This window comes from Pseudomonas sp. AC136 (assembly GCF_979258585.1).
Genome location: NZ_OZ409865.1, coordinates 3,361,255 through 3,380,621, shown reverse-complemented (window position 1 = coordinate 3,380,621; position 19,367 = coordinate 3,361,255). Strand labels below are relative to the sequence as shown.

16 protein-coding genes and 2 riboswitches are annotated in these 19,367 nt (G+C 62.6%); of the genes, 6 read left to right on the top strand and 10 right to left on the bottom strand.

Features of this window, described 5'->3' with window-relative positions:
- Positions 1-2: 2 nt before the first annotated feature.
- Both zigA and ACZZZU_RS14950 read right to left on the bottom strand, forming a co-directional pair.
- The gene (gene zigA / locus ACZZZU_RS14955; RefSeq protein WP_463551058.1) at positions 3-1,208 is read right to left on the bottom strand and encodes a zinc metallochaperone GTPase ZigA; all 1,206 of its coding nucleotides are present in this window, start codon (positions 1,206-1,208) and stop codon (positions 3-5) included.
- Between the two features lie 199 nt (positions 1,209-1,407).
- The gene (locus tag ACZZZU_RS14950) at positions 1,408-1,929 is read right to left on the bottom strand and encodes a DUF3617 domain-containing protein (protein WP_463551057.1); all 522 of its coding nucleotides are present in this window, start codon (positions 1,927-1,929) and stop codon (positions 1,408-1,410) included.
- A 135-nt stretch (positions 1,930-2,064) separates the two neighbouring features.
- Between ACZZZU_RS14950 and cls the strand changes: the two genes are divergently transcribed.
- Complete coding sequence (gene cls / locus ACZZZU_RS14945) at positions 2,065-3,504, top strand: cardiolipin synthase (RefSeq protein WP_463551056.1); 1,440 nt, start codon at positions 2,065-2,067, stop codon at positions 3,502-3,504.
- A gap of 8 nt (positions 3,505-3,512) precedes the next feature.
- On the opposite strand, the gene ACZZZU_RS14940 is transcribed toward cls, so the two are convergent.
- From ACZZZU_RS14940 to ACZZZU_RS14915, 6 genes are all read right to left on the bottom strand, one after another.
- Complete coding sequence (locus ACZZZU_RS14940) at positions 3,513-4,013, bottom strand: GNAT family N-acetyltransferase (protein WP_463551055.1); 501 nt, start codon at positions 4,011-4,013, stop codon at positions 3,513-3,515.
- Positions 4,014-4,089: 76 nt separating this feature from the next.
- Positions 4,090-5,271, bottom strand: coding sequence for a C17 cyclopropane fatty acid synthase CfaB (gene cfaB / locus ACZZZU_RS14935; RefSeq protein WP_463551054.1), 1,182 nt, complete (start codon positions 5,269-5,271; stop codon positions 4,090-4,092).
- Between the two features lie 124 nt (positions 5,272-5,395).
- Positions 5,396-6,151 carry a precorrin-4 C(11)-methyltransferase gene (gene cobM / locus ACZZZU_RS14930; RefSeq protein ID WP_463551053.1) on the bottom strand — a complete coding sequence of 252 codons (756 nt, stop codon included), beginning with the start codon at positions 6,149-6,151 and terminating at the stop codon, positions 5,396-5,398.
- The gene (locus tag ACZZZU_RS14925) at positions 6,148-6,561 is read right to left on the bottom strand and encodes a cobalamin biosynthesis protein (RefSeq protein WP_463551052.1); all 414 of its coding nucleotides are present in this window, start codon (positions 6,559-6,561) and stop codon (positions 6,148-6,150) included. Before ACZZZU_RS14925 ends, cobM begins: the two co-directional genes overlap by 4 nt.
- Positions 6,562-6,646: 85 nt before the next feature.
- Entirely contained in the window at positions 6,647-7,366 is a 720-nt protein-coding gene (locus ACZZZU_RS14920; protein ID WP_463551051.1) for a CbtA family protein, read from the bottom strand.
- A gap of 43 nt (positions 7,367-7,409) precedes the next feature.
- Complete coding sequence (locus tag ACZZZU_RS14915; RefSeq protein WP_122492316.1) at positions 7,410-7,595, bottom strand: CbtB domain-containing protein; 186 nt, start codon at positions 7,593-7,595, stop codon at positions 7,410-7,412.
- A 110-nt stretch (positions 7,596-7,705) separates the two neighbouring features.
- Positions 7,706-7,882, bottom strand: a riboswitch (cobalamin riboswitch).
- Between the two features lie 113 nt (positions 7,883-7,995).
- A riboswitch (cobalamin riboswitch) is annotated at positions 7,996-8,204 on the top strand.
- A gap of 111 nt (positions 8,205-8,315) precedes the next feature.
- On the opposite strand from ACZZZU_RS14915, the gene cobW reads away from it, so the two are divergent.
- From cobW to ACZZZU_RS14890, 5 genes are all read left to right on the top strand, one after another.
- Positions 8,316-9,368, top strand: coding sequence for a cobalamin biosynthesis protein CobW (gene cobW, locus ACZZZU_RS14910; RefSeq protein ID WP_122492315.1), 1,053 nt, complete (start codon positions 8,316-8,318; stop codon positions 9,366-9,368).
- A 141-nt stretch (positions 9,369-9,509) separates the two neighbouring features.
- Positions 9,510-13,253 (top strand): cobaltochelatase subunit CobN, encoded by a 3,744-nt coding sequence (cobN, locus tag ACZZZU_RS14905; RefSeq protein WP_463551050.1) that lies wholly within the window; start codon positions 9,510-9,512, stop codon positions 13,251-13,253.
- A gap of 343 nt (positions 13,254-13,596) precedes the next feature.
- Complete coding sequence (locus tag ACZZZU_RS14900) at positions 13,597-15,456, top strand: YadA-like family protein (protein ID WP_463551049.1); 1,860 nt, start codon at positions 13,597-13,599, stop codon at positions 15,454-15,456.
- A gap of 232 nt (positions 15,457-15,688) precedes the next feature.
- Positions 15,689-16,690: an ATP-binding protein gene (locus tag ACZZZU_RS14895; RefSeq protein WP_463551048.1), complete on the top strand. Its 1,002-nt coding sequence runs from the start codon at positions 15,689-15,691 to the stop codon at positions 16,688-16,690.
- Positions 16,672-17,364, top strand: a complete 693-nt coding sequence (locus ACZZZU_RS14890; RefSeq protein WP_463552140.1) for a vWA domain-containing protein — start codon at positions 16,672-16,674, stop codon at positions 17,362-17,364. The genes ACZZZU_RS14895 and ACZZZU_RS14890 overlap by 19 nt, the downstream gene beginning before the upstream one ends.
- 28 nt (positions 17,365-17,392) lie before the next feature.
- Here the strand turns inward: ACZZZU_RS14890 and ACZZZU_RS14885 are convergent, their stop codons facing one another.
- Positions 17,393-18,346 (bottom strand): diguanylate cyclase, encoded by a 954-nt coding sequence (locus ACZZZU_RS14885; RefSeq protein WP_122492310.1) that lies wholly within the window; start codon positions 18,344-18,346, stop codon positions 17,393-17,395.
- Between the two features lie 8 nt (positions 18,347-18,354).
- A complete protein-coding gene (locus ACZZZU_RS14880) occupies positions 18,355-19,356 on the bottom strand; it encodes a response regulator (protein WP_463551047.1) in 1,002 nt (333 codons plus the stop codon).
- Positions 19,357-19,367: the final 11 nt, after the last annotated feature.

The window sequence follows — 19,367 nt, the reverse complement described above, 5'->3', positions numbered from 1 at the left end:
CCTCACGCGGCCTCGTGCCACGGGCCGAACGGGTCGGCGTAATGTGCCCAGCCGTCGCTGCCCAGGGCCATTTCGGCATCGCTTAACAGGCAGTCGTCCAGCTCGCTACCGAGTTGGGCGAAGTCGATGTTCTGACCGATAAACACCAACTCCTGACGGCAATCGCCCACCTCCGCGCTCCAATGACGCATCACCGTGGCGACGCCCTCGTCGTCTTGCGGCCACTGCTCTTTCGGCACGTGGCGCCACCAGCGCCCGGCAAAGCCATAGCGCATCAGACCGCCCGCCTGCGACCAACTGCCGGCGTCCTGATGTTTGCTCGCCAACCAGAAGAAACCTTTGGAGCGCAGCAGCCGGCCGTTGCTCCATTCGCGGTTGATGAAAGCGTAAAAGCGCTGCGGATGAAACGGCCGCCGCGCCCGATAAGCAAACGAGGCGATGCCGTATTCCTCGCTTTCCGGCAGGTGCTCGCCGCGTAGCTCCTGAAGCCAACCGGGTGCTTGTGCGGCGCGCTCGAAATCAAAGCGGCCGGTGTCGAGAATTTTGCCCAACGGCACTTGGCCCATCACCATCGGTAGGATTTCGGCGTGGGTGTTGAGGCTGGCCAGAATGCTCATCAGCTCGCGGCGATCTTCGCGGGAGATCAGATCAATTTTGCTCACCAGAATTACGTCCGCGAATTCCACCTGCTCAATGAGCAAATCGGTAATCGAGCGTTCGTCGTCCTCGTCCACCACTTCGCCACGGCTCGCCAGGCTGTCAGCTTGTTGGTAATCGCGCAGGAAGTTCAGGCCGTCGACAACGGTAACCATGGTGTCCAGGCGCGCCACGTCGCTGAGGCATTGGCCGTCTTCACCGCGAAAGGTGAAGGTTTCGGCCACGGGCAAAGGTTCGGCGATGCCGGTGGATTCGATCAGCAGATAGTCGAAACGGCCATCGCGGGCCAGCCGGTTCACTTCTTCGAGCAAGTCTTCGCGCAGGGTGCAGCAGATGCAGCCGTTGCTCATTTCCACCAGCTTTTCTTCGGCGCGATTGAGGCTGACGTCGCGCTGCACTTCGCTGCCGTCGATGTTAATTTCGCTCATGTCGTTAACGATCACGGCGACGCGCAGATTGTCGCGGTTACGCAGGATGTGATTGAGCAACGTGCTCTTGCCCGCGCCAAGAAAGCCGGACAAAACAGTGACGGGTAAACGGGGCGCTTGCATGGCGGATTCTCATCAGAACAGGAGCCGGTTTAGCTCAACGATTGTTATAGTATTACACGTTATACAATAACAAAACTTCGGACTTTAACGACCGTCCCGATTTTTCCGAATGCCATAAAAAACCCCTGCGCCGCGCTGTAAGCCAGCAGGGCCAGGGGTTTCACGTGGAACTGGCAGTAATTGCGCCGAGCGGGCGCCATTAACGCGTGTTGGCAGGCAGGCCTGAACAGTCGGCACCCACCCAACGACCCGTCGATTCGAGGCGGCCTTGCTGCTTCTGTCCGCCCATCAAAAACGTGCCGTTAACGGTGGTGGCGAACTCACGAGAGCTGAGGAAAGTCGTCTGCCCTTGCCCTTGTCCCTGCGGGCAACTGACGGTGAATTTCATCATTTGCGGAGTGCGTTCGGTGATCTGCTGCTTGCAGCCGGAATGGGCGCCTTGGGTTGGGAAGTTGTCGGTTTGCGCCTGCTCCGGGGTGATGCACATGCGCACGCCGTTGCCCGCCATCGCCACGCCTTGTTTGGCCATGGCCTGCTCAGCCATTTTGCGTTGCTCAGGCGGCAGGCTGCCCATTAGCAATTGCAGATCGGGCATCTGCTGGCCATTGACCTGCATGTTTTTCGACTGGATTTCCCACAGCCCGGGTTGCAGCTTCTCGGCCTGTGCCATGGACGACATTCCGAGCGCGGCGGTGCAGGCAAGAACAAGGCGAATCTTCATAAATCACGGTCCTTCTGGCAGGTGGGGAAGCGGCGCAACTATGGCGCGGCCAGCCATGTAGACGCCAGCTACAGTCGACAGTTGCACCGGCACACGGCACATTGCGTGTCAGCACATTGCCCAAGCGACCCCGGCATGGACCTGATTATTCCACCGCTGTTCGGCTACCTGATAGCCCTCACCCACCTGCTCGGCATCTGCGCCGCGCTGCACGCCATCCTCACGGTACGCACCGCCCAGGGTTCCATCGCCTGGGCGTTGTCGCTGCTGTTTATTCCGTACCTGACGCTGATTCCCTACCTGGTGTTTGGCCGTAGCACGTTCGATGCGTACATCCGCGCGCGCCGCCACGCCGACCGAGAAATGCGCACCGCCATGAGCACCCTGAACTGGCGCCCCTGGGCCGAGGAGGCCCTGGCCGCGCAAGACACCGACGCCTACCGCACCCTCGGCGCCCTGCCCTCGTTGGGCCACATGCCGTGCCTGGCGAATAATCAGGTGCGGCTGTTGATCGACGGCAACGCCACGTTCGAAGCCATTTTCGCCGCCATCGCCAGCGCCCGGCAGGTGGTGCTGGTGCAGTTTTTCATCATCCACGACGACGACCTCGGCCGTCGTTTACACGCCCTGCTGCTGGAGCGCGCGGCGGCCGGCGTGGCGGTTTATTTGCTGTACGACAGCATCGGCAGCCACGCCCTGCCGCGCCGCTACATCCAGACGCTGCGCAACGGCGACGTCAATGTGCGCGCCTTTAGCACGCGCCGTGGACTGATCAATCGCTTCCAGCTGAACTTCCGTAACCACCGCAAAATCGTGGTGGTCGATGGCGACTTCGGTTTTGTCGGCGGCCTCAACGTAGGCGACGAATACCTGGGGTTGAAAGCGCCGCTGGCACCGTGGCGCGACACCCACGTGGAACTGCGCGGCCCGGCGGTGGCGTGTTTGCAGGAATCGTTTGCGGAAGATTGGTTTTGGGCCACGCGCCAGCTGCCACCGCTCATGCTGCCCGAGGCCTACGGCGGCGAAGGCAAGCTGTGCCAGGTGCTCACCAGCGGCCCGGCCGATGCGCAGGAAACCTGCTCGCTGTTTTTTGTCGAAGCGGCCAACTGCGCCCGCGAGCGCCTGTGGATAACCAGCCCGTATTTCATTCCGGACGAATCGGTGTCCGCCGCCCTGCGCCTGGCCGTGCTGCGCGGCGTGGACGTGCGCATCTTGCTGCCGTCACGGCCGGACCATCGCACGGTGTATGCCGCCTCCAGCCTGTACGCCTTCGCGGCGTTGCACAGCGGCGTGCGGGTGTTTCGCTATCAGCCGGGGTTTGTGCACCAGAAGGTGGTACTGATCGATCAGAAGATCGCCGCCATCGGCAGCGCCAACCTCGACAACCGTTCCTTCCGCCTGAACTTCGAAATCATGTTGATCACCGTCGACGAAGCGTTCGCCCTGGAGGTGGAACGCATGCTCGACAATGACTTCGGCCAGGCGATTGAACTGGCGGCGGGCGATGACCAAAACATCCACCGCCTGCGCCAGTTGGGCATGCGCATCGCCAGGTTGATTTCGCCGATTTTGTAACCGCCGATTCAGGCTTCAACTTCTTCCTTGTAAACCTGCAACCCGCGCGCCTGGTAATTGCCCAGCGCGCTCGGGTGATCCAGCGTGCAGGTATGCACCCACACCCGCTTGGTGCCCGGCCAGGCCCAGGCCGACTCCAGCGCGTGCGTCAGCATCGGGCCGCCAAAGCCTTTGCCGAAAAATTCCTGCACCAGGCCGAAGTACAGAATCTCCACGTCACCGTCGGCGCTGCGTTGCAGCTCGTAGTAGCCGGCGATAGCGCCCTGCTCGTAGGCGACGAAGGTGCGGTGGTTGTCTTGTTCTACCAGCTCGCGCCATTGCGCGTCGGTCCACACCAGCTTGTCGGTCCACTCCCACGGCCCGCCCACCAGTTGGTACAGAAAACGGTTTAGCGGGAACTGCTTGATCACGCACTCGACAATGCTCAGCGCTGCCGGCAGCGGTTTGCCGCGCACCTGCTCGGGGCTTTGCATGTCCAGGTAATAGGTAATGTTTTCAATGGCTGCCATGGCCGGCCCCAACAGGAAATGTGCGCCGAGGCTACTGCACCGGCGCGTTCAGGGGCATACGCAGCTAACGGTTTTTTCATCCGTACAGATCGGCGCGCGACCACGGGAGGCTATGGCTGCCATCGGCCAGTGGTTTTACCGCGAGAATCTGATGCAAGTTCATCCAGCCGCGGGCAAACCCATAGGCGCAGCCGGCCAGGTACAAACGCCAGATGCGCAACGCCTGCTCCGGCACCAGCGCCCTGGCTTCGCTGAGCCGGCTTTCCAGGTTGGCACTCCACATGTCCAAGGTGCGCGCGTAGTGCAACCGCAGGCTTTCCACATCCACCACTTCCAAACCGGCTTCGCTGAGATGCGCCGTCATGCGGCTCACGTGCGGCAGCTCGCCGTGGGGAAACACGTAACGGCCAATGAATTCGCCCGCGCCGCGCCCAACCGGGCGGCCATCGGTGTACCGCGAGGTGATGCCGTGGTTCATCACTAGGCCGCCTTCGCGCACTGCACCGAATAGCTGCTGGCAGTACAGCGGCAGATTGGCGTGACCGACATGTTCGAACATGCCCACGCTGACCACTTTGTCGAAACGGCCGTCCTGCGGCACGTCGCGATAGTCCATCAGCTTAAGCTGCACCGCGTCTTGCAGGCCGTCGGCCGCCACCCGCCCACGAGCGAGGTCCAGCTGCGCCTGGCTCAGGGTGATGCCGGTGACCTGCACGCCGAACTCACGGGCGGCAAAGCGCGCCAAACCACCCCAACCGCAGCCGACGTCGAGCAGGTGCTCGCCGGGTTGCAGCCGTAACTTGCGGCACAAGTGGCGCAGCTTGGCCTGCTGCGCGGTGGCCAGGCCTTCTTTTCCGGTAGGAAAGTAGGCGCAGGAATAGACCATGTCCGGGTCGAGCCACAGTTCGTAGAAGCCGTTCGACAGTTCGTAGTGATAGGAAATCGCCTCGGCATCGGTGGCCTTGTCGTGCGCTTCGCGCGGCAACGCCCGTTGCTCACCATCGCTTAACGCTTCGCTCAGGGCATCGCCCAGGCGGATCACCTCCGAAATCGGCCCCTCCAGCTCCAGCCGTCCTTCCACGTATGCACCGCCGAGTGCATCCAGGCTCGGATGACTGAGCTGACTGATCAGGCCAGGGTCCTTGATCACCATGGTCACCTGCGGCTGCGGCCCCAGGTCGAGTTCGTAGCCGTTCCATAAGCGCAGGCGCAACGGCAGTTGCAGATTGCGCAGGGTCGGTGGAAGTTGCGCCAGCATAAAAAGCCCCCCGTACAGACGTCATGCAGTGGCTCTGACGAGCCCAAAGCTACTGACCGAGGCAAGCGACGCGCAGTTGCACTGCTTTGCCGGGCGGGCGATGTGCGGCCGTTTCGCCGGGCGTTTAGTCACTGGCCGGGCGAAACAGGTGCGCATGCCCGGCGCGGTACAGGTTGGAGTCAGCGAAGGCGTCGGCGCTGAGCACCCGACCGACCACGATCAAGGCCGTGCGCTGAAAGCCTTTCGCCGTCACCGCCGCTTCGATATCGGCCAGGGTGCCACGCACCCAATCCTGATCGGGCCAACTGGCGCGGTGCACCACTGCGATGGGGCAATCGGCGCCGTAATGCGGCACCAGCGCTTCGACGATTTTGCCCAGGTGCTGCACGCCCAAGTGAATGGCCATGGTGGTGCCATGGCGGGCCAGGTCGGCTAGCTCCTCGCCTTCCGGCATTTTCGAGCGGCTGCCGTAACGCGTGAGAATCACCGTTTGCGCAATGCCGGGCAGCGTCAGCTCGCTTTCCAGCAAGGCCGCGCAGGCTGCCGTTGCGGTGACGCCGGGCACGATTTCGAAGGGAATATTCAGGCGGCGTAAATGGCGAATCTGCTCGCCGATTGCGCCGTATAACGACGGATCACCCGAGTGCACGCGGGCAACGTTCTGCCCCTGGCTGTGGGCCGTCTCGATCAGGCGGATGATTTCATCCAGATGCAGCTCGGCGGTGTTCACCACGGTATCTGCGCGATGGCCCTCCAGCACCGCCTCTGGCACCAGCGAACCGGCGTACAGCAACACCGGGCAGCTGCGTATCAAGCGCTGGCCTTTCACGGTAATCAGCTCGGGGTCGCCAGGGCCGGCGCCGATGAAATACACCGTCATACGCATTCCTCCACGCCGGCGATGGCCACGGTGGCGCTCGCGCTGATGTGTTTACCGATTAAAAGCCCGGCGCGTTTTCCCGTCACCGCTTCCACCTGCGCCAGAGCGCTTGCCTCGGCGACGCTGACTGCGCCAGTTGCGCGCAGGGCAATGGCCGACACGCTGCTGACGCGATCACTGGCTGCGTCCAACTGAGCCGGTGGCAGCCACGCGAGCGGCAAGCGCAACGTCGCGGCGAGCGCGCGAAGGCCGGCTTCATCACGTTTATGTTCAACGCTGGCGAGGCCGGCGACGTCGCCGAGGCCCAACCCGTGCGCGGCCAAGGTGTGTTCCAGCAATTGGCGAAGTTCAGCCTCGCTACAACCCGCGCGGCATCCGATTCCAGCGATAAAAGGCGCAACGATAGGCACAGAGAAAAACGCCTGAGTAGGTAAGAAAAAAACCCGCTGAGAGCATGGCCCTTCAGCGGGTTCTTGCGCAGCACCAACGAGGGGGTTACACCGCGCTCTTGCCCGCAAACCGGCGATACAGCCAGGCGCTCAGCAAGCCCAGGGCCGACCAGAACAGCGCGTTGGTAATCAGCGAGGCCCAGATGAACTGATGCTCCAGCGCCTCGGGCGCCAAGCTCGAATGCACCTCAGGCTGCGGCGCGCCGATGACATGTGGCACCACCAGCAACACAGCGCCGATCACTTTCACCGCCCAGTGGCGGGCGAATACCAAAAAGGCCAGGCCCACGGCGGTCGCGGTTGCGGTGCCGATCCACCAGTACTGACGCAGCTGCAAATCAGCAGCGGCGGTGCCAGGCAATTCAGGCGGCAGACCGAGCGAAGGTGCCAGCGAAAAGGTGGCGAAACCCGCCAGGCCCCAGAACAGACCGTCTCGGGTACGACCCGGCGCGCGCAAGGTAAACAAGCCCGCCAACATCAGCGCGAAACCAACGGCAACCACCAGGTTGGCGCCCGTGGTCGACGCGACGCGTTGCCAGCCATCTTCCGGCGACCACGCTTCGCTGCTGTGTTCATGGGAATGGGCGGCGGCGCCCGGTTCGTGGCTGTGCTCAGCCGGCGCCACTTGCACGGCGGCGGGCTCAGCGCTTTCAAAGGTTTCGCCCTGAAGAATCAGCGGCGCCACCCAGAAGCTTTGCAACAGGGTCAGAAACAGGGCACCCAGCAGCCCGGCAAACCCGGCGGTTTGCGCAATACGCTTAATCATTTCGCGGTCTCTTCAGTCGCACGCACACTTGGTGGCACAGAAATTAGTGGCACGGAAACGCGGCACTGTGGCGGGTGTCGTGAGCAGCGTTGTGTACCGCCTCGACATGGGAGAAACCGGCGAAATACACCAGCAACGCGCCCAACAGGCCGGCGCCGATGGCGACCACGAGACGCTGAGAAAGCGAGGCGCTGGCCTCGGCAGAATGAGTAAGGGTGCTACTGGACATGACCGTTCCCTCTGAACTGGAAATGAAAACGTAGCAGAAGGGAACGCACGAGGAGCCGAATGCGAGCGCATTCAGACTTCCGGCTTGCGCCCGCCCACCGCGGGTTTTGCCTACTGGTATGAATTCAGGCCGGTCTCCGGGCTCGCATGGCTGAAGGGTTTCAACACACGCCTACCGTTGCGGGGGCAGCGTCGGACTAACTGCTCCAGAACCGACCAGAGCGCGCACCGACTTCCCGTTTCACCTTGCGCACGACGACGCAAGACACCTGAAACAGCGCGCTAGAACACCATTTTCATCGGCAAAGGTCAACGCTGACGTGCCTCGCCCGTGCAGGCTTCCATGTCCAGAAGCTGGATGATCGGACCTCATCGAATTTGACCCATCCCCCACCACTGCGTAGCCTTGCTCGCTTCGAGGTCTCGGCGTATTTGCGCCAGAGCTAAGAGGGAACGCGGTGCGCTGAACAGCCAGGCCGCGGCTGCCCCCGCAACTGTAAACGACCGGCTTTCTTCCAGTGCCACTGCCACGCGCGGGAAGGCGAGGAAAGCGGCCCGCATCAAGGGCCATGTCGTGAGCCAGGAGACCTGCCTCGAACCTATTCACGACAACCGGGCGGGGTGATCCGGTGGCGAATTCTGCGGTGAGCGCTCTGCTCGCTGTAGCCGTCGCAGCCGCCCGCCGATCCGATTTCGCGCGTATCCAACAGGGCTGCATTCGATGAAAAGCTTGGCCAAACTCCCCGTCACCATCGTCACCGGCTTCCTCGGCGCCGGCAAAACCACGCTGCTGCGCCATATGCTCGACAACGCCGAAGGCCGCCGCATTGCGGTGATCGTCAATGAATTTGGCGAGCTGGGTATCGACGGTGAAATCCTCAAGCAATGCACCATCGGCTGCACCGAAGAAGAAGCCAACGGCCGCGTTTACGAGCTGGCCAACGGTTGCCTGTGCTGCACGGTGCAGGAGGAATTCTTCCCGGTGATGCGCGAGCTGGTGGCGCGTCGCGGCGACCTTGACCAAATTCTTATCGAAACCTCGGGCCTGGCCCTGCCCAAGCCATTGGTGCAGGCCTTCAACTGGCCGGAAATTCGCAATGCCTGCACCGTCGATGCGGTGATCACTGTGGTCGACAGTCCTGCCGTGGCCGCCGGCACGTTTGCCGCGTTTCCGGACCAGGTCGACGCACAGCGCCGCGAAGACCCGAACCTGGACCACGAATCGCCGCTGCACGAGCTGTTCGCCGACCAACTGGCCAGCGCCGACCTGGTGATTCTCAACAAAGCCGACCTGCTCAGCCCTGAAGCGCTGGCGGCCGTGCGTGCAGAAGTGGCCGAGGAACTGCCGCCAGCGGTGAAGGTGATCGAAGCGCGCAGCGGTGTGTTGCCGTTGTCGGTGCTGCTGGGCCTGAATTCGGAAACCGAGCTGCACATCGACAGCCGCAAAACCCACCACGATCTTGAAGACCACGAAGAGCATGACCACGACGAGTTCGACTCCTTCTCCGTGGAACTGCCGGAAGTCGAAGAAGCGCAGTTGCTGGCTGCGCTCAACGGCCTGGTGGAGCGTCACGGCGTGCTGCGCATCAAAGGCTTCGCCGCCATTCCCGGCAAACCGATGCGCCTGCTGATTCAGGGCGTGGGCAAGCGTTTCGACAAACACTTCGACCGCGCGTGGCGCAGCGATGAAACGCGCAGCAGTCATTTGGTGATCATTGGCCAGGAGTTGGATGAGGCGGTGATTAGTAACGAATTGCGCCAGGCATTGGTGTGAGCACGCGGCAATTGCCTTTGCTCCCTCTCCCGCTCGCGGGAGAGGGTTGGGGTGAGGGCAGCGGTTTTGCGTTAGCCCCGGCCCTCACCCTCGGTCCCTCTCCCGCAAGCGGGAGAGGGAAGCACAGCATCTGAGTTTGTTATGCACTTACTGCGCACCCAACCCGGTGGTTTCGTCCCCGCTGATGGCATCGCCCATCTGGCGCAAACCCCTGCGGATGTGGTGATTCTGTGCACCGGTGACTCGCACCTTTCGCTGCTCGCCGCCGCTGCCCAAACCCTGCCGGACGATTACCCAAGCCTGCGCCTGGCCAGCCCCGCGCAGTTGCAAAATCACGCCTCGGTGGACCTCTACGTCGAGGAAGTGCTGCAACACGCCAAGGTGATTCTGGTATCGGTGCACGGCGGGCTGAGTTATTGGCGCTACGGCATTGAGCGGCTGGTGGAACTGGCGCAACGCGGCGCACAGTTGATTCTGGTGCCAGGCGATGACAGCCCGGACCCGGAGCTAACCGCCCTCGGCACCGTCGCGCCGGAGCAGGCCGAACGCCTGTGGCAGTACCTGCGCCAGGGCGGCGTCGACAACGCCCGTCAGCTGTTTCATTACCTGGCCGCCACTTGGCTCAACGGCGATTACCCCTGGGCCGAGCCGCAGCCGTTGCCGCGTGTGGGCGTGTACCACCCCAGCGAGGCCAATGCCGGACTGACAGATTGGCAAGCGACCTGGACAGCCGGTCAGCCGGTGGTCGGCCTGCTGTTTTATCGCACTCACGTGCAGTCGGCGAACACCGCCTTTATCCACAGCTTCTGCGAGCGCTTGAGCGCGCAAGGGCTGAACCCGCTGCCCATCGCCGTCGCCAGTTTGAAAGAAGCCGCGTGCCTGGCCGTGGTCGAAGACCTGCTCGACGAAAGCAATGCCAGCCTGATCATCAACACCACCGGCTTTGCCCAATCCAACCCCGAGCAGCCCAACTTGCGCCCGTTCCGCCGCAATGTGCCCGTGCTGCAAGCCATCTGCGCCCTGGACAACCAGCCGCTATGGCAAGCCAACCCGCAGGGCCTGGGCTCGCGCGACCTGGCCATGCACATCGCCTTGCCGGAACTCGACGGCAGGGTGATTACCCGCCCCATCAGTTTCAAGGGCCTGGCCTGGCGCAGCGAGCGCAGCCAGAGCGATGTGGTGTGTTACGAAGCCGATCTGGAGCGCATGGACTTTGTCGCCGAGCTGGCGCGCCGCTGGGTGGCCCTGGCGCGCGTTTCGAACGCCGACAAACGCATCGCCCTGGTGCTCGCCAATTACCCCACCCGCGATGGCCGCATCGGCAACGGCGTGGGCCTCGACACGCCCGCTGCGGCGCTGAATATTCTTCGCGCCCTGAAGGACGAGGGCTATCCGGTGGACGGTTTGCCGGAAACTGGCACCGCGTTGATTCATCAATTGCTCGGAGGCGTGACTAACGATCTTGACGGCTTGGACCTGCGACCTTGCGCGCAAAGTCTGGCGCTGGCCGACTACCACCGCCTGTTTGCGCGCCTGCCACTGGCTAACCAACAAGCCGTGCGCGAGCGCTGGGGCGAGCCGGAGCAAGACCCCATGTTCCGAGGCGGCCGCATGATGATCGCCGGTCTGCGCTACGGCCTGACCTTTGTTGGCATCCAACCGGCGCGCGGCTACCAGCTCGACGCCAGCGCCGTGTACCACGACCCCGATCTGGTGCCGCCCCACGGTTACCTGGCGTTTTACTTCTGGCTGCGCGACACCTTCGCCATGAATGCCGTGGTGCATGTGGGCAAGCACGGCAATCTGGAATGGCTGCCGGGCAAAAGCGTGGGCTTGTCGCAGCAGTGCTGGCCGGACGCAATTCTTGGCCCAACGCCGAACGTGTACCCGTTTATCGTCAACGACCCCGGCGAAGGCGCGCAGGCCAAGCGCCGCACCCAGGCCGTGATCATCGACCACCTGATGCCGCCACTCACCCGCGCCGAAAGCTATGGTCCGCTGCGCGACATTGAGCGCCTGGCCGACGAGTACTACGACGCTTCGCTGCTCGACGAGCGGCGCGCGACCGAGCTGCGCGGCGAAATTCTCGCCCTGGTGCGCGCGACCCAGCTCGACCGCGAGTTGCAACTACAGATCAACGACGACCCCAATTCCTGGCTGCCCCAGTTGGACGCGTACCTGTGCGATTTAAAGGAATCGCAGATTCGCGACGGCCTGCATGTGTTCGGCGAATCGCCGGCTGGGCGCTTGCGTCTGGACACGTTGCTGGCCCTGCTGCGCATTCCCCGAGGCGACGGCAAAGGCCGCAACGCCAGCCTGTTGCAGGCGCTGGCAAAAGATTTCGAGCTGGGTTTCAACCCGCTGAATTGCGAGATGGCCGCGCCGTGGAGCGGGCCGCGTCCGGCTGCGCTGCACGCGGTTAGCACCGATACCTGGCGCACGGAAGGCGACACCCGTGAACGGCTCGAGCTGTTCGCCGTGCAATTGATTGCCGCCAGCTTGAATGGCGACCAGCCGGAATGCGGCGAACACACCCGCGCCGTGTTGGCGGCGTTGCGCGAGCACGTGGCACCGACGCTGGACGCCTGCGGGCCGGCGGAAATGCACGGCTTGCTCGCGGCGCTGCGCGGCGCCTTCGTGCCCGCCGGCCCGAGCGGTGCGCCTAGTCGCGGGCGCCTCGACGTGTTGCCCACCGGGCGCAATTTCTATTCGGTAGACGTACGCAACCTGCCAACCCCGACCGCCTGGCGCATCGGCTTCCAGTCCGCAAACTTGTTGCTCGAACGCCACCTGCAAGACCACGGTGACCACCTGCGCCAACTGGGCCTGTCGGTATGGGGCACGGCCACCATGCGCACCGGCGGTGACGACATGGCGCAGGCCATGGCGCTGATGGGTGTGCGACCGGTGTGGCAGTCGGGCAGCCAGCGTGTGGAAGACTTTGAAATCCTGCCGTTGTCGTTACTCGACAGGCCGCGCGTGGACGTGACCTTGCGGGTGTCCGGCTTCTTTCGCGACGCGTTCAGCAACCTGATCCGCCTGTTCGACGCCGCAGTGCAAGCGGTCGCCGAGCTGGAAGAACCGGACGACATGAACCCCCTCGCCGCCCGCGTTCGTGAAGAGCGTCAGCATCTGCAAGAGCGAGGTGTGCCGCCCGAGCAGGCGCGGCGCGAAGCGGGCTGGCGGGTGTTTGGCAGCAAGCCGGGGGCGTACGGCGCCGGCATTCAGAACGCTATCGAAGAGCGTCTATGGCAAACCCGCGCCGACCTGGCCGAGGTCTACCTGAACTGGGGCAGCTATGCCTATGGCGCGGGGGATGCGGGCACGCCGGCGCGGGAACAATTTATCCAGCGCCTGGAGCGCGTGCAGGCGGTACTGCACAACCAGGACAACCGCGAGCACGACATCCTCGACTCCAACGACTACTACCAATTCCAGGGCGGCATGTTGGCGGCGGTGGAAACCTTGCGCGGCAGTTCGGTCGCGAGCTACCACGGCGATCACAGCCAGGCCGACAACCCGCGAATTCGCACGCTTAAAGAAGAACTCAACCGCGTGGTGCGCGCCCGGGCGGCCAATCCGAAATGGATCGCCGGCATGAAACGCCACGGCTACAAAGGCGCCTTCGAACTGGCCGCCACGGTGGACTACTTGTGCGCCTTCGACGCCACCAGCGAGTTGATCGACGACCACCAATACCAATTGCTCACCGACGCCTATCTGCTCGACCCTGATACCCGAGACTTTATTCAGCAGCACAACCCCGGAGCGCTGCGCGACATCACCGAACGCTTGCTCGAAGCCCAGCAACGTGGGCTTTGGCAGGAGCCCGGCGAGTACCGGGCAGCGTTGGAAAATTTATTAATCGACAGTGAAGAAGCGTAACTAATGGCGGCGGGTTAGTTCGCTGGTGTTTCGTATCCGAAACGCTTGCTCAATGTATAGATCTCATACGCTTAAACTTTAAACTTCCTACATACATGCCAACGGTGTGCCGCTGATATAACGCGCTCACTTAACCGCAGACCTGTTTGCCTTATACGAAGTATCTTCAATTAAACGGCGTAAGCCCTTTTCCTGCCGGGAACAATCCTACGTATTACGGACGACAATCTTAATAAACAACAGCACTTTGCATCGTCAAGGTAGAAAAGCGCCCGCAGCAATATTGTGGAAATATCCAAACAATATCCGAGCAAACTTAACCGACCGCTTGGAACTTTTAATCATGTCAAATTTTCGCTTATGCAAGATTACGATTGCCATCACCCTGGCGTTATCCGGCAACACTTATGCTGCGCCTGCCGTCGATGCTGTCGGCGTCCTGGCCGATTCGATCATGGCGTCATTCATTACTATTGGTGATCCCGCCAGCATTACGGTTGTCGGCGGCACGTTCGAAGTAATTAGTGGAACGACCACTCACGGCATTAGCAACACCGGCGACATCCAAACCGGCACTGTTACCTCTACTGGCAACGCCAACGTTGGCGGCGCGCTCGGGGTGACCGGCGCAACGACCACTACCGGCATTACCAACACCGGCGCCATTCAAACCACTACCGTCACCTCCACTGGTGACGCCACGGTTGGCGGCGCACTCGGCGTCACCGGCGCAACGACCACTACCGGCATTACCAACACCGGCGCCATTCAAACCACTACCGTCACCTCCACTGGCGACACCACAGTTGGCGGTGCGCTCGGCGTCACCGGCGCAACGACCACTACCGGCATTACCAACACCGGCGCCATTCAAACCACCACCGTCACGTCCACCGGCGACGCCACGGTTGGCGGCGCACTTGGCGTGACAGGCGCAACGACCACCAACGGCATCACCAACACCGGCGCCATTCAGACCACCACCGTCACCTCCACTGGCGACACCACGGTTGGCGGCGCACTCGGGGTTACAGGCGCAACGACCACAAACGGCATCACCAATACCGGCGCCATTCAAACCACCACCGTCACCTCCACTGGCGACACCACGGTTGGCGGCGCACTTGGCGTTACAGGCGCAACGACCACAAACGGCATCACCAACACCGGCGCCATTCAAACCACCACCGTCACCTCCACTGGCGACACCACGGTTGGCGGCGCACTTGGCGTTACAGGCGCAACGACCACAAACGGCATCACCAACACCGGCGCCATTCAAACCACCACCGTCACCTCCACTGGCGACACCACGGTTGGCGGCGCACTTGGCGTTACAGGCGCAACGACCACAAACGGCATCACCAACACCGGCGCCATTCAAACCACCACTGTCACCTCCACTGGCGACACCACGGTTGGCGGCGCACTTGGGGTGACAGGCGCAACGACCACCAACGGCGTTACCAACACCGGCAACATCCAGACCGATACCATCAATGCAACGGGCAACGGCGTTATTACCGGCTCACTGAATGTGGCCGGCGGTATTACCACTACCACCATTACCAACAATGGTGACGTGACGACTCACGGAAATACCACCATTGATAACAACTTGACCGTCGGTGGAACAACAACTGCAGCCGGCGTGGTTAATAACGGCGCACTTAATCAAACGGGCAACACCAGCATTAATACGACCGGCACTGCACAAACTTCGATAGGCAATGCTTCGAAGTCGGCCGGAAACGTTGTATTGCAATCGGGTGATAACAGTCTTTCAGTGACCCAACAAGCAGTGTCAGTAGGCGGGGCAAACGGCTCTAATGTCGTTCTCGGTTCGACGTCGGGTAATTCGATGATTCGTTTAAACGGCAATAGACTGCAGGATGTTGGCGAGGCCGTCGAGGGAACTGACGCGGTTAACTTGAACCAACTTAACCGCGCAACGCATAAACTCAGTGGCGAGATTGATGACGCCTACGCCGGTATAGCCGCCATCGCGGCAATGACCAGTGTGCCGGAACTTCAGGCCGGTGCTAATTTTGGCGTGGGTGTAGGCGTTGGCAACTTCAAAGGCGCGCAGTCGGTTGCGGTGGGCGCGCAGGCGCGGATAAATAGCAATGTTGCGGTTAAAGCATCGGTCGGCATTTCTCAAGGGCAAGTCACCACAGGCATCGGCGCCGGTTTCAGTTGGTAAGCTTTCCCGGGCGCTGTGACTAAGCAATTAATCACGGCAGCACCGCACCTGAAAAGCGCCACGCATGTGGCGTTTTTTCCGCCTTGCGTACCGGTTGCACCGAGACTGCGCAGCGACCCAAAGCTGCGCGTCGCCGCTATCAGGGGCCCACGCTTTAGCGCTTCCGGCAAATACGCTTCGAGTGCCCGCGAGCCGTTACACTTGGCGCTATCTCCACCAGCCGAGCCCCACCATGACCCCGCAATTTCCCCTTGCCGCTGTCGTCGCCGCTGACTCGCTAAAACTGGCGCTGTGTCTGGCGGCCATCGACCCCGCGATTGGGGGCGTATTAATCGAAGGCCCGCGCGGCATGGCCAAGTCCACCTTGGCGCGCGGCGTGGCGCAGCTGTTGCCGGGTGGGCATTTCGTGACACTGCCGTTGGGCGCGAGCGAGGAGCGCATTGTCGGCACGCTTGACCTGGATGCAGCGCTCGCCGAAAGCCGCGCGCAATTCTCCCCCGGCTTGTTGGCCAAGGCCGACGGCGGCGTGCTGTACGTGGATGAAGTGAACCTACTGCCGGATCACCTCGTGGACCTGCTGTTGGACGTGGCCGCCAGCGGCGTCAACCATGTGGAGCGCGACGGCATCTCGCACCAGCACGCGGCGCGTTTTGTGCTGATCGGCACCATGAACCCGGAAGAAGGCCAACTGCGCCCGCAGCTGCTGGATCGCTTTGGCCTCAAAGTCGTTCTCGATGCCCAGCCGCAGCCGCAAGCGCGCGCCGAAATCGTGCGTCGGCGCCTGGCGTTTGATGCCGACCCGGCCGCCTTTCTGCAGCAGTGGCAGGCGCCGCAGCAGGCGTTGCGCGAGCGTTGTCTGGCAGCGCGCGGCGCCCTTACGAACATCGAGCTGGACGATGTCAGCGTCAACGAAATCGCCGAGCGCTGCTATGCCGCTGGAGTCGATGGCTTACGCGCCGACCTGGTCTGGTTGCGCGCCGCCCGTGCCCACGCCGCCTGGCGCGGCGCCGACTCGATCAGCGCTGAAGACATCGACGCCGTCGAACCCTTCGCCCTCGCCCACCGCCGTCGTCACACCCCGCCACCGGCAGCGCAACCGCCGCACGCGCCGCCGACGCCGCAGACAAGTTCAGCGCAGGCTTCGGCTGGCGAAGGCCAGTGGGGCGAAATGCCGGCCCAGGCGGTGCCCACGGGGGCGGCGCGCGAGTTGCCGCGCTGGCCAAAAAAGCCCTAAGCATCCGCCCGCGACAGGTCACTGGCGCGGATGCCAGACCCAGACCCGGCGCCCTGCAAGGCGGCCGTCACGGCGCCAAGCAAACCGGTGAGACCGGCGCCATCGACTGGCTAAGCACCTTGCTGCGTGGTCGTCCCACACGGGCCCGCGAATTAGTGCGAAAGCCGCGCAGCCAGCGGCCGAGCGAGTTGTGGGTATTGGTGGTGGACGCCTCCGCCTCTACCCGCCGCCATGGCGCGCTGACACAGGCCAAAGGCTTGCTCGGCACGGTGCTCGAACAGGCGTATCAACAGCGCGTGCGCATCGCCGTATTGCACGCAACTGGACTGCAAGCGCAGTGGCCGTTTCAAGGGCAGAAACGCTCGGCGGCGATGCTGGCCTGGGTGTCCGACTTGGGCGCCGGCGGCGGCACGCCGTTGATTGAAGGGCTGGTACAAACCGGCGACTGGCTGACCCAGCGCCAGCGCAGCAAGCCTGCCGAACAGCAAAAGGTGCTGGTGATTACCGACGGGCGCTTACGCGAGTGGCCGGCATTGCCGCCGATGGCGTGCCCGGCGTTAGTGGTGGACATCGAAAGCGCGCCGATCAGGTTAGGGCGCGCGCAGGTATTGGCGGAGCAACTGGGCGCGCAGTATCGGCATATTGAGAGTCTGTCCCCCGCCATGCGCATGTGAGCGCGGCCGAGGGGCATTGCGAGATCGCTTACTCGTACACCGTCACGCGGTTGCGCCCGTCTTCCTTCGACGCATACAGCGCTTCGTCCGCCCAGCGAATCCATTCTTCATGGTGGTCGCAGGTGACGGACAAATCGGCCACACCCAGGCTGATGGTCAGGCGCAGAATTTCCCCAGCATGTTCAATTTTCAGCGCGGCGACGTTGTGGCGCAGGCGTTCGGCAAATACGCGGCCGCCTTCCTTGCTGGTGTCCGGCAGCAGAATCACAAACTCCTCGCCGCCGTAGCGGCCTGCCACGTCCATGTCGCGGCTCATGTCGCGAATAACGTCGGCGACGCGCTGAATGGCTTTGTCGCCGGCCTGATGACCGTAGGTGTCATTGATGCGTTTGAAGTGGTCGATGTCGAGCATGATCAGCGTCGCTGTGCTGTCGTAACGGCGATGGCGGGCGTGCTCTTTTTGCAGGCTTTCTTCCCAGTGACCGCGGTTGTACAACCCAGTGAGGCGGTCGGTGCTGGAGAGCTTTTGCAGTTCGGCGTTAGCCGATAACAGCTGGCGGCGGTTGTTTGCCACGTCGGTAACGTCGTAGATCACCAGGCAAATATGGCCGATTTTGCTGTTCGCCGAACGCAGCGGGAACAGCGTGGTGTTCTGGTACATGAAGTCTTCACGGCCGGTGATCGGCTGGTAATTCTGGAAGCGCAGCAAGTACGGCCGCTGCTCCCACACCGTAAACGCCGGGGTGCCGAGGGCGGCGACGCCTTCGACTTTTTTGCGAAACCATTTGCTGTCCACTTCCGGGAACAATTCGAAGAACGAGCTGCCGTTGGCCACGCCTGGCTGAATGCCCGAGCGGTTTTCCATAAACGTGTTCCACACCAGCACGCGGTAATCCGCATCGAACACCACCACGCCCACGTCGATGCTCTGCACGATGGCGAGCAGCCAGTGAAATTCGTTGAGGTCGATCGGCTCGTTCATGGGGCGGCCTAATTCATCAAATACGCGAGTTTTTTGTGCAACAGCTGCACGGAATCTTCGCTGAACAGCATCAGCAAGTCGAAGTGGATGTCGTGTCCTTCAAGGCTGTAGCTGATTTCCACGGCCAGGGTTTTCTTGTTGCGCCGGCTGTTCACGTGAATCAACTCATCGATGGCCAGGTGCTCGCCCAGAATTTGCGGATGGCTCTGGGAAAACACCACGTCGATCTGCTCGGCAATCCCCGCCAGGCATGCGCCGATTAACAGGGTGGAGAGGTCCAGGAGCATTTCCAGATCGCCGCCGTCGTTGCCGTCGCGGTGCAGCAGAGTCGCCATGTCGGCGATTTCGGAGTCGTGGAAAATCAGCAGCGCTTCACCGGCGATACCGCTGCCGATGTAGCCCTGGCAGATGGCGGTCAGGCGCTCGTCGCCGCGCTGCACATCGGCCAGTGCCATGTGCAGCTCGCCCACTTCCAGCAGGTTGACGTTGGGCACCGGCAGTTGCACGAACACATCCAGCACCCGCGCCAGCAACGCACCAGCACGGCCAATGGCGACGTTGACGGTTTCTTGCAGGGCGTCGCGAAAACTGGTCGGGGCATCGCTGGTCGGCGCGCTGGCGGCGATGTCGTGCGGCGGCACGGCGAGCAGGCCATGGGCATTGAGGGTGGCGCGAAATTCGGTGGGGTCGAAGGGTTTGCGCAAAAAGGCCAGTGCGCCCAGCTCCAGCACGCGGCGGCGGGCTTCTTCTTGCACGTCAGCAGAAATAACGATGATCTGCGCGTCCAGACCCTCTTCACGCACGGCGTTGAGTACCTGATAGCCGTCCATGACCGGCATGGTCAGGTCCAGCAGCACCACGCGGCCCAAGCCGTTGCGAATCGCCTCCAGCCCCGCCAGGCCGTTGTCCACCTCCGTGACGGACACCGCCCATTCAGGCGGCAGCGCGCGCAGCAGCTGCTTTCGCACCATGCTTGAGTCGTCGCAGACCAACAGAGGAATTGAGGGCATTGCGGGTTTCT